This window comes from Devosia sp. XK-2 (assembly GCF_037113415.1).
Lineage (GTDB): Bacteria > Pseudomonadota > Alphaproteobacteria > Rhizobiales > Devosiaceae > Devosia.
Window position 1 is genome coordinate 2,807,266 of sequence record NZ_CP146608.1, and the last position, 13,922, is coordinate 2,821,187.

General features: G+C 61.5%; 15 protein-coding genes. 9 read left to right on the top strand and 6 right to left on the bottom strand.

Annotated elements, in window-relative coordinates; translation table 11 throughout:
• The first annotated feature begins 124 nt into the window (after nucleotides 1-124).
• The 7 genes from V8Z65_RS13745 to V8Z65_RS13775 are packed head-to-tail and all read left to right on the top strand — an operon-like array spanning nucleotide 125 to nucleotide 5,244.
• Nucleotides 125-829 carry a GntR family transcriptional regulator gene (locus V8Z65_RS13745; RefSeq protein WP_338720721.1) on the top strand — a complete coding sequence of 235 codons (705 nt, stop codon included), beginning with the start codon at nucleotides 125-127 and terminating at the stop codon, nucleotides 827-829.
• Complete coding sequence (locus V8Z65_RS13750) at nucleotides 826-1,617, top strand: TIM barrel protein (RefSeq protein WP_338720722.1); 792 nt, start codon at nucleotides 826-828, stop codon at nucleotides 1,615-1,617. Before V8Z65_RS13745 ends, V8Z65_RS13750 begins: the two co-directional genes overlap by 4 nt.
• Nucleotides 1,618-1,619: 2 nt before the next feature.
• Nucleotides 1,620-2,063, top strand: a complete 444-nt coding sequence (gene aroQ, locus V8Z65_RS13755; RefSeq protein WP_338720723.1) for a type II 3-dehydroquinate dehydratase — start codon at nucleotides 1,620-1,622, stop codon at nucleotides 2,061-2,063.
• Between the two features lie 51 nt (nucleotides 2,064-2,114).
• Nucleotides 2,115-3,008, top strand: a complete 894-nt coding sequence (locus V8Z65_RS13760; protein ID WP_338720724.1) for a dioxygenase — start codon at nucleotides 2,115-2,117, stop codon at nucleotides 3,006-3,008.
• A 7-nt stretch (nucleotides 3,009-3,015) separates the two neighbouring features.
• The gene (gene hpaH, locus V8Z65_RS13765) at nucleotides 3,016-3,798 is read left to right on the top strand and encodes a 2-oxo-hept-4-ene-1,7-dioate hydratase (protein WP_338720725.1); all 783 of its coding nucleotides are present in this window, start codon (nucleotides 3,016-3,018) and stop codon (nucleotides 3,796-3,798) included.
• Between the two features lie 49 nt (nucleotides 3,799-3,847).
• Nucleotides 3,848-4,609: an aldolase/citrate lyase family protein gene (locus tag V8Z65_RS13770; protein WP_338720726.1), complete on the top strand. Its 762-nt coding sequence runs from the start codon at nucleotides 3,848-3,850 to the stop codon at nucleotides 4,607-4,609.
• Between the two features lie 5 nt (nucleotides 4,610-4,614).
• Nucleotides 4,615-5,244, top strand: a complete 630-nt coding sequence (locus V8Z65_RS13775; protein ID WP_338724028.1) for a transporter substrate-binding domain-containing protein — start codon at nucleotides 4,615-4,617, stop codon at nucleotides 5,242-5,244.
• A 52-nt stretch (nucleotides 5,245-5,296) separates the two neighbouring features.
• Here the strand turns inward: V8Z65_RS13775 and ugpC are convergent, their stop codons facing one another.
• From ugpC to V8Z65_RS13805, 6 genes are all read right to left on the bottom strand, one after another.
• A complete protein-coding gene (gene ugpC, locus V8Z65_RS13780) occupies nucleotides 5,297-6,376 on the bottom strand; it encodes a sn-glycerol-3-phosphate ABC transporter ATP-binding protein UgpC (protein ID WP_338720727.1) in 1,080 nt (359 codons plus the stop codon).
• 26 nt (nucleotides 6,377-6,402) lie between these two features.
• Complete coding sequence (locus tag V8Z65_RS13785; protein ID WP_338720728.1) at nucleotides 6,403-7,395, bottom strand: hypothetical protein; 993 nt, start codon at nucleotides 7,393-7,395, stop codon at nucleotides 6,403-6,405.
• Nucleotides 7,396-7,424: 29 nt separating this feature from the next.
• The gene (locus V8Z65_RS13790; RefSeq protein WP_338720729.1) at nucleotides 7,425-8,303 is read right to left on the bottom strand and encodes a carbohydrate ABC transporter permease; all 879 of its coding nucleotides are present in this window, start codon (nucleotides 8,301-8,303) and stop codon (nucleotides 7,425-7,427) included.
• On the bottom strand, nucleotides 8,303-9,376 hold the full coding sequence (locus V8Z65_RS13795; RefSeq protein ID WP_338720730.1) for a sugar ABC transporter permease: 1,074 nt from the start codon (nucleotides 9,374-9,376) through the stop codon (nucleotides 8,303-8,305). Before V8Z65_RS13795 ends, V8Z65_RS13790 begins: the two co-directional genes overlap by 1 nt.
• Nucleotides 9,377-9,448: 72 nt before the next feature.
• Nucleotides 9,449-10,705, bottom strand: coding sequence for an extracellular solute-binding protein (locus V8Z65_RS13800; RefSeq protein ID WP_338720731.1), 1,257 nt, complete (start codon nucleotides 10,703-10,705; stop codon nucleotides 9,449-9,451).
• Nucleotides 10,702-11,778 (bottom strand): LacI family DNA-binding transcriptional regulator, encoded by a 1,077-nt coding sequence (locus tag V8Z65_RS13805; protein ID WP_338720732.1) that lies wholly within the window; start codon nucleotides 11,776-11,778, stop codon nucleotides 10,702-10,704. The genes V8Z65_RS13800 and V8Z65_RS13805 overlap by 4 nt, the downstream gene beginning before the upstream one ends.
• Nucleotides 11,779-12,158: 380 nt before the next feature.
• On the opposite strand from V8Z65_RS13805, the gene V8Z65_RS13810 reads away from it, so the two are divergent.
• A complete protein-coding gene (locus V8Z65_RS13810) occupies nucleotides 12,159-12,644 on the top strand; it encodes a hypothetical protein (protein ID WP_338720733.1) in 486 nt (161 codons plus the stop codon).
• Nucleotides 12,641-13,915 carry a relaxase/mobilization nuclease domain-containing protein gene (locus V8Z65_RS13815; protein ID WP_338720734.1) on the top strand — a complete coding sequence of 425 codons (1,275 nt, stop codon included), beginning with the start codon at nucleotides 12,641-12,643 and terminating at the stop codon, nucleotides 13,913-13,915. Before V8Z65_RS13810 ends, V8Z65_RS13815 begins: the two co-directional genes overlap by 4 nt.
• Nucleotides 13,916-13,922: the final 7 nt, after the last annotated feature.

Here is a 13,922-nt window from a genome sequence, read left to right on the forward strand (position 1 = left end):
CAATCGGTTTGGTACCACCCTCGATCGACCAGATCAATAAAAATCGATTTTTTCTGGCATGGTGGATTTTACATCTTTACATCGCTTTTCCCCCAGGGCATTTTCTCCCCATAAGGACGCAGCTATGACAATCCCGGTTCTCGGCCCAAAATCAGCAGGCAAGCCCACCATTGCGGGGCAGATCGAGGCGCAGTTGCGCCACGACATCCTGCATGGCGTCCTGGCCCCGGGCAGCAAGCTCAATCTGGACAAGCTGCGGGCCTCGATGGATGTGGGCCTATCTCCGCTGCGCGAGGCCGTCACGCGACTGGTCACCGAAGGGTTGATCGAAGCGGAGGCACAACGCGGCTACACGGTGACGCCGATCTCGGTTGCCAATCTCGACGAGGTCTGCGCCTTGCGTCTTGAGCTCGAGCCATATGCATTGCGCAAATCCATCGAGAAGGGCGGCCTGGATTGGGAAGCTGCCGTCATGGGCGCCCTTTATCGCCTGAACAAGACCGACCGGATCCCGGGCGATCCTCTTAGTCTTGCCAATTGGGAGGCCGCCAATAATGCCTTCCACTTCACCCTGATCGAGCGCTGCGGCATGCCGCTCCTGATCAAGATGTACAAATCGCTCGTCAGCATGAACGACCGCTATCGGCATATCTACCTCAAGGCGGTTGCGGTCCAGCGAGACGTGATTGATGAGCACACCGCCATTGCCCACGCCGCGGTCGAACGACGCCCGGACGATGCGGCGGCCCTGCTGGCCAAGCATATCGAGCGCTCTACGAACAACCTGCGGCGTCTTATCTCCGCTGACCTGCCGGCAGCGCCACTGTGAAACGCGCGCTGGGTCTGGGGCATTTCACCTTTCTGGACCTGCCGCCGGCCGAGTTGGTTCGGCTCGCTCGCCGGTCCGGCTTCGATTTCGTCGGGCTGCGGTTCCATCCGGTCTCCGCCGGGGCGCTGCACTGGCTGCCGGATGCGGCGGGCCTGCGCGAGCTTGCCCGCGTCATGCAGGGCGAAGGTATCGGACTTTACGACATCGAAACCGTTGTCATCGACCAGGGGCTGGAGCCCGAGACACTGGTTCCGGCAATGGACGCCGCCAGTGCGCTGGGCGGCAAGCGCGTCAACGTCTGCGCAGATGTCTTTCCCGGGCTTGCCGAGACCTTCGCCAGGATAGGCGGTCTGGCCGCCAACCGCGGGCTCGGTCTTGACCTTGAATGCATGGCCTGGCGCGGGATCAATACGCCGCGCGCCTGCCTCGACCTGATCGAGGCATCGGGCGTTTCCGGCGCCGCCTATCTGGTCGACACGCTTCATCATTCGCGCTGCGGCGGAACGCCCGCCGATATTGCGCAAATGCCGGCCGGTCGCGTCGTTTCCGCCCAGCTCTGCGATGCACCGGCCACTGCCCCCTCCAGCATCGAGGCTTTTTTGGCCGAGGCCCGTGGCGGGCGTCTCGTGCCGGGCGAAGGCGGGTTGGACCTTGCGGGCATTGTTGAGTCATTGCCGGCCGAGACCGTCATCTCCGTCGAACTGCCCTCGGCCACCGACAAACGCCCGCCGCTCGAGCGGGCCCGGGCCATCTTTTCGGCAACCTCGGCCCTGTTGGCACCGGAGTGAGCATGAAGACCATCCTTGTCCTCAATGGCCCCAATCTGAACCTGCTCGGCAAGCGTCAGCCCCAGATTTACGGGCATGAGACGCTCGAAGACGTCGAACGGCTCTGCTCCGCCGCCTGTGCGGAAGGGTTCGGCGTGCGGCTGCTTCAGTCCAACCATGAGGGACAGCTCATCGACTGGATCCACCAGGCGCGCGAGACGACCGCCGGGATCGTCTTCAACCCGGGCGGATACACACACAGCTCGATCGCGATTCTGGATGCGCTCAATACCTATGAGCCTCCGGTAATCGAGGTCCATATCAGCCAGGTGCACAAGCGCGAGGCCTTTCGGCATCATTCCTATGTGTCGCTGCGCGCCGATGGCGTCATCGCCGGCCTGGGTCTTGAGGGCTACGTGGCCGGCGTGCGCCGGATCTGCCAGCTCGCCTCTATCCGGTCGCCATGACAGAGCGCCAGAACACCGGCCCCCGCACCGCGATTTAAAGGGAAGACCAGGATGACCATTATCCGCAACCAGCAGGAACTGACGCCAGCCGTGCTGAGGGTCATGGAACAGACAGACGATCCGCGCCTGCGCGAGATCATGGTGAGCCTGGTCAAGCATTTGCACGGCTTCGTCCGCGAGGTCCGTCTGACCGAGACCGAGTTCCAGCAAGCCACCAAGATCCTCAACACCATGGGGCAGCAGAGCAACGACAAGCACAATGAATTCGTGCTCATGGCCGGATCGCTCGGTGTGTCGTCCCTGGTCTGCCTGCTCAACAATGGGGACAACGGCACGACGGAAACCACCCAGTCCCTGCTAGGGCCATTCTGGCGAATGAACCAGCCTATGACCGAAAATGGCGGTTCCATTCTTCGCTCCGATACGCCCGGTCCCCGGCTCTACGGCACCTTCACCTTCCTCGATCAGTCAGGCACCCCGATTGAAGGGCTGGAGGTGGACATCTGGCATGCTTCGCCCGTCGGCCTTTACGAGAACCAGGACGAGAGCCAGGCTGACTACAATCTGCGTGGCAAATTCGTCACCGGCGCGGACGGGATCGTGCAGTTCAAATCGGTCAAGCCCATCGGTTACCCGATCCCGACAACGACGACCGTCGGCATGCTTCTGGCTGCGCAGCACCGCCATCCCTACCGCCCGGCGCACATCCATGTCCTGGCGCACAAACAAGGGTTCAAGACGCTCGTCAACCAAACCTATGTCGACGAGACCGACTACCTGACCTCCGATGTCCAGTTCGGGGTTACCCAGGCGCTGATTGGCAAGCTCGAAAAACATACCGGCCTCCATCCTGACGATGGCGATGTGGGGGATTGGTACACACTCGAGCACACGCTGACACTCGAGCCGGGCGTTTCGACCCTCCCCATTCCTCCGATCAAGTGAGCAGACGATGTTGACAGAACAGCAGCGCCAGGATGCGGCCGATGCGATCCTGAAAGCCGAGCAGACCCGCAAGGTCTGCCCCCAGCCATCCAGAACCTGGCCCGACATGACGCTCGAGGACGCCTATGACGTACAACGTCGCTGGGCCGATGCGCGCATCGCGGCGGGCGCCAAGATCATCGGGCGCAAGATCGGCCTGACCAGCCGGGCCATGCAACAGGCGTCCAAGATCACCGAGCCGGACTATGGGGTGATCCTGGACGACGCATTGTTTCATGATGGCGCGCGGATCAAGGCCGGCACGTTCATCAAGCCACGCCTGGAGGTCGAACTGGCCTTCATCATGGGCGAGGACCTGTCCGGGGCCGGATGCCAGGTGCATGACGTGCTGCGGGCGACCGAGTTCGTCCAACCGGCTCTGGAGATCATCGACTACCGGACCGAGGTGCCGCGCCAGATCGTGGACACCATTGCCGACAACGCCGCCTTCGGCGCTATCGTATTGGGCGGGCGCACCATTCGTCCCTTCGACGTCGATATTCGCTGGGTCGGTGCAACCCTGTCGCAAAATGGGGTGATCGAGGAATCGGGCGTGTCGGCTGCCGTCATGGGCCACCCCGCTGCGGGCCTGGCCTGGTTGGTGAATAAGCTGGCGCCGCTCGGCGGCGGTCTGAAAAAGGGCGACATCGTGCTGGGAGGATCATTCACCCGCCCGGTCGATATTTCGTCCGGTGATGTGATCTTCGCCGACTATGGTCCTCTGGGGTCCTTGGGCGTTCGGTTCGAGTGACGTCTGCGACCTTCCCCCGCTCTTCAACTCAACCTCCTGGAACTTGATAATGAATTTGCCTGGCAACACCTTCAAGGCCGCGTTGCGCGCCGGACAAGTCCAGATTGGCATTTGGAATTCGCTGTCGGACCCGGCGGTGAGCGAACTTCTGGCCGGTTGCGGCTACGACTGGATGGTGTTCGACACGGAACATTCCACTGTTGGCCCCAACGAGGTCATCAGCTTCCTGCGCACGGTGGCCCCCTATCCGGTCGGCCCTGTGGTGCGCCCAGGTTGGAATGACCCGGTGGAGATCAAAAAACTCCTCGACGCCGGGGCGCAGACCCTGCTCATTCCCTATATCCAGTCCGCCGAAGAGGCCCGGGCCGCGGTGGCGGCAGTGACCTATCCGCCCAATGGCATGCGGGGCGTCGCCGGCATCACCCGGGCCACCCGCTATGGTGCCGTTGCCGACTATGCCACCCGCGCCAGCGAGGAAATCTGCCTTCTGGTACAGGTCGAAACCCGGGAAGCCTTGTCACGGCTCAAGGAGATCGCACAGGTGCCGGGCGTAGACGGGGTGTTTTTCGGCCCTGCCGACCTGGCCGCCAGTTTGGATTATCCCGGGCAGCCGTCGCACCCGGAGGTGCGGAAGGCCATTCTCGATGGCATTGCCCTTCTGGGTGAACTGGGCATGCCGGCCGGCATTCTGTCCCTGGACCAGACCTTTCTTCACGAGGCCAGGGCGGCCGGCGCGCTGTTCATCGCTGTTGACGTCGACACGGGTCTCTTGCGCCGATCCGCGCTCGCGCGACGTGCCGATTGGGCATGAAGGGCATGAGAGAACCGTCGCGGCCGGCCCTGCGGGTGGCTCTGAACATGAACAACACCGCGCTCGTGCAGCGGACCGACGACGGCTATTCCGGGCCCTCTATCCAGATCGCAGACCGTATCGGCGCCGAGATGGACAGGCCCCTGATCTTCATCGAGCACCCCAATGCGCAATCCGTCCTCCAGGCCGAGCCGAACGGCTGGGATATCGCCTTTCTCGCAATAGACCCCTCCCGCACTGATCGAATTGCCTTCAGCGATCCCTACCACAGCCTCGAGGCGACATTCGCGGTGCGCGACGGCCTCAAGCACTGGTCATGCGACGAGGTCCTGCAGGGCGATCACACGATCATATGCGCAACAGGCGCGGCCTATCAGGCACGCTTGTCCGCGCTCGCCCCCAAGGGACCAATTGTGCTCGCTACGTCACCGGACGAAGCGCGAGAGCGCTTTTTGAGTGGCGAGGGGCAAGCGCTGGCCGGCATCCGCGAGGCCCTGGAGGCCCCTAAAATTCCGGGCGCACACATCCTCGCAGACAGCTTCGCCCATATCCAGCAGGCCGTTGCAGTGCCCATAGGCAACAGCGCTCAAATGGCAATGATCAATAGAGTTCTCCGAAGGCGGGGAGCGTCCTAGGAGCACGATCCAGCCCGCCTGAGGCGGCTACACGCCTCGCCGCAATGGATGGTCAGTCGAATAGGCGCAGGCCCGCCTCATTGAACAGATGCGCCTTGTTGGCGGGCAATCCAACCGTCAGGGTCTGGCCGACCTGGCATTCGGCATCGCCGCCCAGCGCGATGATAAGGGGCTGTCCATTGCCAAGCGCCAGGTTCACCAGCGTTTCGTTACCCAGATGCTCGACCAGCGTCACCTTGCCGGTCAGCGGTCCGTTCTCCGCCACACTCAGATCATGCGGGCGTACGCCCAGGGTCAGGCTTTCACCGATCCGGGTCTGAGCCGCTGTTGCGGGCAGGGTCATCCCCTCAAAAGCAGGTCCCGAAAGCCGCATGGAGGAGCCGTCAACCGCTTCGATTGTGACATCGACGAAGTTCATCTTCGGCGAGCCGATAAACCCCGCAACGAACTTGTTTGCCGGGCGGTGATAGAGCTCGAGCGGCGAGCCGACCTGCTGCACAATGCCAGCATTGAGCACCACGATCTTGTCGGCCAGGGTCATGGCCTCGACCTGATCATGGGTCACATAGACCATGGTCGCGCCGAGGTCATTGTGCAACTTGGCCAGTTCCATCCGCATGTCCACCCGCAGGGCGGCATCGAGATTGGAGAGCGGCTCGTCGAATAGGAATACGCCGGGCTTGCGCACAATGGCGCGACCTATGGCAACGCGCTGACGCTGCCCGCCCGAAAGCTGGCTGGGGCGGCGTTCGAGCAGATGTTCCATCTGCAGGATGCGTGCTGCTTCAGAAACCTTGGCGTCTTTTTCCGCCTTTGGTGCATTGGCGATGGTCAGGCCGAAGGCCAGGTTTTCCCGCACGGTCATATGCGGGAAAATGGCATAGGACTGGAACACCATGGCGATGCTGCGATCCTTTGGCGGCAAGTCGTTGACCACCCGGTCGCCAATACTCAGCGTGCCGCCGGAAATATCTTCCAGACCGGCAATCATGCGCAAAAGGGTCGATTTGCCACAACCCGAAGGGCCGACAAAGACGCAGAATTCACCATCGGCGATCTCGATATCGACGCCCTTGATAATATCGGCGGCGCCGTAATTCTTGCGCACATTCTTGAGGGAAACGCTGGCCATTTTGGTGTCCTTGCGAGGGTTTGAGATCAGACCTTGGCGCCGGGGGGCAGCTTGTCGAGTTCGGTGTGCAGAAGTCCATCCGCGTCGATGCGGACCGGAATCGGGTCGGAGACCTGGCCGATGAACGCGCCGTCCGGGGCGTCATGGAGGAAGCCCATGAAAACCAGGCCCTTGTCGGTCTCGACGATCTTGCCGGCATAGCGGCTGCCCTGCGCGCCGTCGAAGAAGGGGCCGGGTACGACCTCCCAGGGACCGAAGGGGTCGTCAGCCATCAGATAATGCGTGCCCCGGACAGGTGTCTCGGTGTTGAAGCGCTGATAGGCTTCCGACCAGTGTGATCCATCGGTGCAGAACAGCATGTACCATTTGCCGCTGACCTCGAAGACCTGCGGTACTTCCATCTGGCCAAACATGCCCCCCGCATAGACGGGCGGCTGCAAGGTCCAGGTGTAAAGGTCAGGCGAAGTAGCAAAGCCGATCGTGCCGCCGGCATTGGGTTCTGCCACGCCCGGGCGACGGGCGACGAAATACATGATCCAGCCTTCGCCTTTGGGGTTTTTCATCACCCATGGGTCGCGGAAGGCCCGATCATGCCAGTGGCCCGGCGTATATTCCTCGTAGTCCGGGCTGGAAAGATCGAGCGCCAGCCCATTCCCCACACGCGTCCAATTGTGTCCGTCAGTGGATGTGGCATGACCCAGGCGCTGCTTCATTCCCTCTTCGGCGTGTTCGGTGCCGGTATAGAAGAGGTGCCAGAGCCCGGTGTCGTCGCGCAGGGTCGATCCGGTCCAGGTCGTCCAGTCGTCCCAGGCTGGGGCCGCCGCCGGCGCAAAAGTGGTGCCCAGATGCGTCCAGTTGACGAGGTCTTTTGAGACCGCGTGTCCCTGGGTGACATGGCGGTGCCGCATGTCCGGATGGGCGAGCGTATTGTCGGCCTGGAGGAAATAGGCGTGGTAGTCATCGCCATCGCGATAAATCCAGAAGTCCCAAATCCATTTGTCTTTAAGGGCAATAACCACTTGTCGTGTCTTTCAAAGGAGATGCCGCATCAGCCCTTGACGCCGGTGGAGGCGATCGAGGCGATGAAGGCGCGCTGCAGGAAAAGGTAGAAGGCCAGCACCGGGATGGTGATCAGCGACAGATAGGCCATGATCTCGCCCCAGGCGCGGTTGAGCTGGAAGAAATATTGCAGGCCGACCATGACCGGCCGGTAGCGCTCTTCCTGGACCACCATGAGCGGCCAGAGATACTGATTGTACATGACCAGGAATTTGAGGATCGCCGCCGTCGCCAGAACGGGCCCGGCCAGGGGCATGACGACACGTCGATATACCTGCCACCAGCTGGCGCCCTCGACACGCGCCGCCTCGATCAATTCGCCGGGCAAGTCCTTGAAGTATTGGACGAAAAGGAAAATCGTCAGCCCATCGGCCACGAAGGGGATGATCTGGACCTGATAGGAATTGAGCCATCCAAAGGTCAGGCCGTCAAAGCCCAGCCAGGGCAGCTTTGAAGCGATGAGCAGCAGCGGAATAGCGATCGTCTCGAATGGCACGATCAGGGTCGCCAGGATCAGCGTCAGCACCAGATCTCGTCCGCGCCAGTCGACAAAGACGAAAGCGAACGCAGCCGCCGAGCAGATGAATAGGGTCAAGACCACCGTAACCCCGGTGACAATGACCGAATTGAAAATGAAGAGCCCCACGGGCGCGCGGCGGAAGGCGTCGAAATAATTGTCCAGCGAGATATCGCCCACCGGCAAAAAGGCGCGCAGGCTGCGGGTGTCGCTGAGCAGTTGCGCGTCGGGCTTGAGGCTCGACATCAGCATGAACACCAGCGGGAACACGAAGATCAGGGCGATCAGGCCAAGCACCGTGTAGCGCACCGCAAGGCGCAGCCCATGATTGTCTGCGGAAAGCTGAGCCATCACTTCTTCTCCCTGGTGAGCCAGCGCTGCAGCAGCGAAATGGCGAGAACGAAAACAAAGAGGATCACCGAGATGGTCGAGCCGCCCGAGATATCCTGCTTGCCATAGCCGCGCTCCACGGCCTGGAACACGATCGTTTGCGTCGAATCGAGCGGCCCGCCGCTGGTCATCACGTCGATCTGCGCAAACAGGGCAAAGGCCTGCATGGTGATGACGATCAGGACGAGTACCGCCGTATTGCGCAGTCCGGGCCAGGTCACATATCGAAAGGTCTGCCATTTGCTGGCGCCTTCGATAGCTGCAGCTTCGTAGAGCGAGGGGCTGATGGTCTGCAGGCCCGAAAGCCAGATGACCATGTGAAAGCCGACGGCCTGCCAGATGGACATGGCGATAATGGCGCCGAGCGCGGTATTCGGATTGCCGAGCCAGTCCACGCGCGGGAACGCGCCAAACGTGAGAGCGCCCAGCAAATTGTTCAAAAGACCGCTCTGCCCGTCATAAATGAAGCGCCAGAGCAGCGAGACCACCACGATCGAGACCACGACCGGCATGAAATAAATGGCGCGGAACACATTGATGCCGCGCAGCTTCTGGTTAATCAGCAGCGCCAGGAGCAAGGCTAGGCCACCCTGAAGCGGGGCCACGACAAGGACGAAGATGACGGTGTTGACCACCGCCTTCATAAAGACGACGTCGCGCGCCAGTATATAGGTGCGGCTTTCGCCCAGCGACACGCTGAACCATTCCCGCATGCCGTCGAGATGGGGATAGTCGGCATTGTTGCGAGTGAAGCCGCGCAGGGCCGGATAGGTGGGCGAGCCGTCGGCCTCCCGCACGACATTGCCTGCATCGTCCCTTTCGGGATCGAGGGTCAAAAGGCCCACGCCCAGTAGTTGCGAATAGTTGCTAAAGCCGACGAACTGAGTCGGATTGGGCGAAATCAGCCGCTGATTGGTGAAGCTGAAGCCGATGGCGAAAATGAAGGGCAGCACGATAAACAGTGCCATCAGCGCCGTGGCCGGCCCGGCCATCAGCCAGCCGGTCGAATTGGAGCGTGTGAATTTGGAAGCCATCAGCCATCAACCTTTCCAGAGCGGGACCCCGGCTTGCGCCGGGATCCATCCAGAGTCTCTAGGGGGCGAATCCTAGAAGCCGTAATTGTCGTTCTTGGCGATATCGGCGTCGATCTCATCGACCGCCGAGTCCAGCGTGTCCTGGACATCCGCGCCATTGGCAATGTCAGCCAGGGCCTTTTCGAAGACCTTGGCGGCAACGACATAACCGGGTGTCACCGGACGGACGAGCGCCTGGGCCTCGGAAAGATCGAAGAACACGGCAAGCGGCCCGCCATCCTTGTAGTTCTCGGTGAGCGCCGCGGCCGAAGCGGTTGCCGGGATCAAGCCGATGCCATTGGAGAAGTCCGCCAGATATTTGTCCTGGAGGGCAAATTCGATAAAGGCCGAAGCACCTTCGGGGTGCTCTGAGGTGGCCGAAACGCCGAACTGCCAGGAAGCGGCGCCGATTTTGGGGCCGTTGCCGAAATCGGGCGCCGGCAGGAACAACACGTCGTCATAGGCATCCAGCGTACCCAGAGCGGCCCAGTTGCCGTTCCAGGAGAAAGCGTATTTGCCACTGTTGAAGCCGTTGTCTCGGTCGGCCGGGTCCTGGGTCGCCTGGGCAAAGCCATCGGTAAACAGGCCCTGCCACCAGTTACCAAACTCAACGGCAGCCTCGCCGTTCAGGACGCCTTCGGCTGTTGTGTAGGTCGAGCGGTCGACAATGTCACCGCCGAAGCTCTGGAGGAATGGCGAGAACGCATAGGGATACCATTCGCCGGTCCAAGCCGTGCCCAGGTCGAGCGCATAGTCGAACTTGCCGGACGCCTTGGCCTTGGCGAGGGCATCCATGAATTCTTCGCCGGTCCAGGGCTGCTCGAGCGTGGGCGTGCGCAGGCCCAGTTCGTCGAGATAGGACTGACGCGTCACCAGCGAGATCGCCGCATCCCAAAGGCCGATGGAATAGAGCTCGCCGTTCCACACACCCTTGGTGCCGGGCAGGTAATTGGCGATCTTGGCCTCGTCGATCTGCAGCGGCTGCATATAGCCCGACCACGCCCAATTGGGCATCACCGGACCATCGACATCCAGGATATCGGGAAGATTGCCCGCCAGGGCGCCAGCAACGACGCTGTCATTGTAAGCTGCCTGCGGAAAGCTCTCGATTTCCACGACCCAGTCGGACTGGCTGGCATTAAAATCGGAAATGATCTGGTTGATGATGTCGGATTCAACCTCGTTGCCGGCGCCGTGATACCACATGGTCAATGTGGTTTGCGCAAAGGCGGCGCTACTCATGGCGCTGGCAAAGGCAAGGCTGGCGGCCAATAGGCTTAGGGACTTCATGTTTCTCTCCTCCTAGAGTTCAGTTGGGTGACAATGCCGTCACGGGTCAGGACGCTGTCGCGCCAGGCCACCGGAGCCGAGACGAGTTCGCGGTTCGGCTCACCGGGTTTGGGTGCGCCGCTGATGAGGCGCAGCAGCTTGTCGGCAGCGCGCGCACCCATGGCGGCATAGGGCAGGACGGCACTGGTCAGGCCGGGATGCAGGTGTTCGGCGATCATGCGATAGTCGTCATAGCCGGCCACCGACATCTGTTGGGGAATGGCGACGCCGCGTTCGCGCAGCAGGCCGTAGACCCGCATGGCCATCTTGTCATTGGCGCAGCAAATGACCGTCGGATCGGCCTTGAGAATGCGGTCGAGCGCGTCCCAGAGCAGATCATATTCATGCGTGGGGCTGGGCAAGGCGCCCACCTGGATCAACCGCTCATCGACATCGAGACCGTTCTGGGCATGCGCCCGTCGGTAGCCGGAAACCCGCAGGCCGCAGGCCGCCTGATGCTCGGGCAGGGTCAGATAGGCGATGCGCTGATGGCCGCGCCGGATGAGCCCGTCGACCAGGGCAAATTGACCGCCTTCGTCATCGGGCAGGACGCAGGGTGTGTCGGCGGCGTCGAAGCAGTTGACCAATACAATCGGCAGGTCGCGCATCGAGCCCGGCAAGGTCACTTCCCGGTGATATTCGGCTACATAGAGGATGCCTTCGACGCGATGCTCGCGGAACGTCTGCAGCAGCGTCGGGATGCGTTCCGCCTGCCCGCCGCTATCGGCGATGAGCAGCGTGCGGTTCGACTGGCCGATGATTCGTTGGGCGCCTTGCACCAGGTAAATTTCAGGCAGGCCGGCATCTTCGAACTGGTGCGTGGTGCTGATGGCGCCGGTGATCATGCCAATCAGGCCTGAGCGCTGCGAGCGCATTGTGCGCGCCGCGCTCGAGGGCACATAGTTGAGCGCCAGCATGGCTTTTTCCACCGCCTCGCGCGTGGCCTGATTGACCGGCGCATCGCCGTTCATCACCCGGCTCACCGTCTTGGGCGAGACCCCCGCTGCCTTGGCGACATCATATATCGTAGCCACTTCATTCCTCCTCCGGTCGAATCGATGGCCAAACCTATCCGCTTGCAGTTCAGCCGTATCGATCCACCGAGATGCCGCCGGCGCTCTTATGACACCGATGTCATGACATCGGTGTCATAAGTGAAGGAGTTGTCACCACGAGTCAAGGCGCTTCATGCAGCTCTTCCAAGCCGCACCCAGTTCGGGAACCCGGGCCCCGGATTGCCGACCTCACCACGAGAGCGGAGCGACGCGCGGATAGAACCACTCTTTGAATGTCAGATCATTTGCATGAAAATGGCGCGCCTCGACGCTGAAACTTCGAACCAGCTGTTCGAAGTTTTGGAAGAGTGGAATGCCGTCCTTGAGCACCGGAAATCCTCGGATTCTCCGGTGCCGCCATGTCCGTAACGCCTGTTTTCAACACATCCGCCAACCTGATTCAGCAAGCCCTGGACGCGAAAACGTCCGGCGAGGCTCTGCCGTCTAAAAAACCACCCCGCCTCCCGAGGGCATCCCGTCAAAAGCGGCCCGCCCCTTTCTCGATCCGTCTGAGCGAGGCCGACCGTGCCCGCTTAGCTATTGAGGCTGCGGGCACTCCGCTGGGGTCATACATCAAGGCCAAGCTGCTGGACGGAAAGGCCGCAAAGCGAAACCGGCCAAAAGGCGGCTCCATCCGGGATCAGGAGGCATTCGCGCAAGCCCTTGCTCTGCTCGGACGCTCCCACCTGTCGAGCAATCTGAACCAACTCGCTCATGCGGTGAATATCGGCGTACTGCCTGTGACACCGGAAACGGAGGCTTTCCTTAAAGAGGCTGTCCAGGATGTGAAGCAACTGCGTCACCTCTTCATGACCGCTCTTGGTCATGTGGAGGACGCGCCATGATCCTCAAGGCCTCGCAACGCGGCAACGGCTCCGAGCTGGCCGCCCACCTGATGCGTATGGACGACAACGAGCATGTCCATGTGCATCAAATCCGAGGCTTCGTTTCCGAAGACCTCAAAGGGGCATTCAAGGAAGCCGAGGCAACGGCCAAGGGCACGAAGTGTCGCCAGTATCTGTTTTCCTTGTCATTGAGCCCGCCCGAAGACGCCCGCGTTTCGGTCGAGGGCTTCGAAGAGGCCGTTGGCAGAATTGAGGAGCGGCTCGGCCTTGCCGGACAGCCGCGTGCCATCGTCTTCCACGAAAAGGAAGGTCGCCGCCACGCGCATTGCGTTTGGTCGCGCATCGATGCCGACACCATGACGGCAAAGCAGATGAGCTTTTACAAGACAAAGCTCACGGGGATTTCGCGCGACCTCTATCTGGAAAACGGCTGGTCGATGCCGCGCGGCCTTGAGAATGCTGCCGAACGCAATCCCACCAATTTTTCCCTGGCCGAATGGCAGCAAGCCAAGCGGCAGGGCATCGATCCGCGCTGGCTGAAGTCGGCCGTGCAGGAATGCTGGCAACGCTCCGACAATCGGGCGTCCTTCGAATCCGCTCTGCAAGATCGCGGCTTCTTTCTGGCCAAAGGGGACAAGCGCGGCTTTGTCCTGCTCGATCATCAGGGGGATATCTGGTTCCTCCCCAAAGTCCTCGACGTAAAAACAAAGGATGTGCGCAGCCGCCTCGGGTCCGGCGACGAACTCAAAAGCGTCGATGACACCAGGAAGGTGATTGGCGAGCGCATGACGCCAGCGATGCGCCGCCATGTCGAGGAGTCGCGCGACCAGTTCCGCCGCCGCTCCACCCTTCTCGCCCAGAAAAAAGAAGAGTTGACGCAAGAGCACCGTAAAGCCCGTGCCGATCTAGAAGGACGGCAGGCCGTGCAGTGGGAAAACGAAACCCGCGAGCGTGCCGCAAGGCTGCCGAAGGGGCTGCGCGGCCTCTGGCATCGCATTACCGGACAATATCAGGAAGTCCGGCGCGCCAACGAACTGGAGGCCAAGGACACCACCCTGCGCCACGGTCAGGAGCGTCAGGCCCAGATCGACTCCCAGAGGGAAGAGCGCGCCGCGCTCCAGACTGAATTCAAACAACTCCGAAGCGCCCAGGCCAAGCAGCTCCTAGAGCTGCGTGAAGACATTGGCCGCTTCCTCAAATTCACGCGGGGGCGAGACCAGTCGCGGCTCCTGTCCCGTGATCAATCTCTCGGCCTGCGGCTGGAGCGATAATCTTCAA

Excerpts from the sequence above, each read along its gene's own strand:
- V8Z65_RS13745 (WP_338720721.1), top strand. The coding sequence starts at position 125 with ATGACAATCCCGGTTCTCGGCCCAAAATCAGCAGGCAAGCCCACCATT.
- aroQ (WP_338720723.1), top strand. The coding sequence starts at position 1,620 with ATGAAGACCATCCTTGTCCTCAATGGCCCCAATCTGAACCTGCTCGGC.
- V8Z65_RS13760 (WP_338720724.1), top strand. The coding sequence starts at position 2,115 with ATGACCATTATCCGCAACCAGCAGGAACTGACGCCAGCCGTGCTGAGG.
- hpaH (WP_338720725.1), top strand. The coding sequence starts at position 3,016 with ATGTTGACAGAACAGCAGCGCCAGGATGCGGCCGATGCGATCCTGAAA.
- V8Z65_RS13770 (WP_338720726.1), top strand. The coding sequence starts at position 3,848 with ATGAATTTGCCTGGCAACACCTTCAAGGCCGCGTTGCGCGCCGGACAA.
- V8Z65_RS13775 (WP_338724028.1), top strand. The coding sequence starts at position 4,615 with ATGAGAGAACCGTCGCGGCCGGCCCTGCGGGTGGCTCTGAACATGAAC.
- ugpC (WP_338720727.1), bottom strand. The coding sequence starts at position 6,376 with ATGGCCAGCGTTTCCCTCAAGAATGTGCGCAAGAATTACGGCGCCGCC.
- V8Z65_RS13790 (WP_338720729.1), bottom strand. The coding sequence starts at position 8,303 with ATGGCTCAGCTTTCCGCAGACAATCATGGGCTGCGCCTTGCGGTGCGC.
- V8Z65_RS13795 (WP_338720730.1), bottom strand. The coding sequence starts at position 9,376 with ATGGCTTCCAAATTCACACGCTCCAATTCGACCGGCTGGCTGATGGCC.
- V8Z65_RS13800 (WP_338720731.1), bottom strand. The coding sequence starts at position 10,705 with ATGAAGTCCCTAAGCCTATTGGCCGCCAGCCTTGCCTTTGCCAGCGCC.
- V8Z65_RS13810 (WP_338720733.1), top strand. The coding sequence starts at position 12,159 with ATGTCCGTAACGCCTGTTTTCAACACATCCGCCAACCTGATTCAGCAA.
- V8Z65_RS13815 (WP_338720734.1), top strand. The coding sequence starts at position 12,641 with ATGATCCTCAAGGCCTCGCAACGCGGCAACGGCTCCGAGCTGGCCGCC.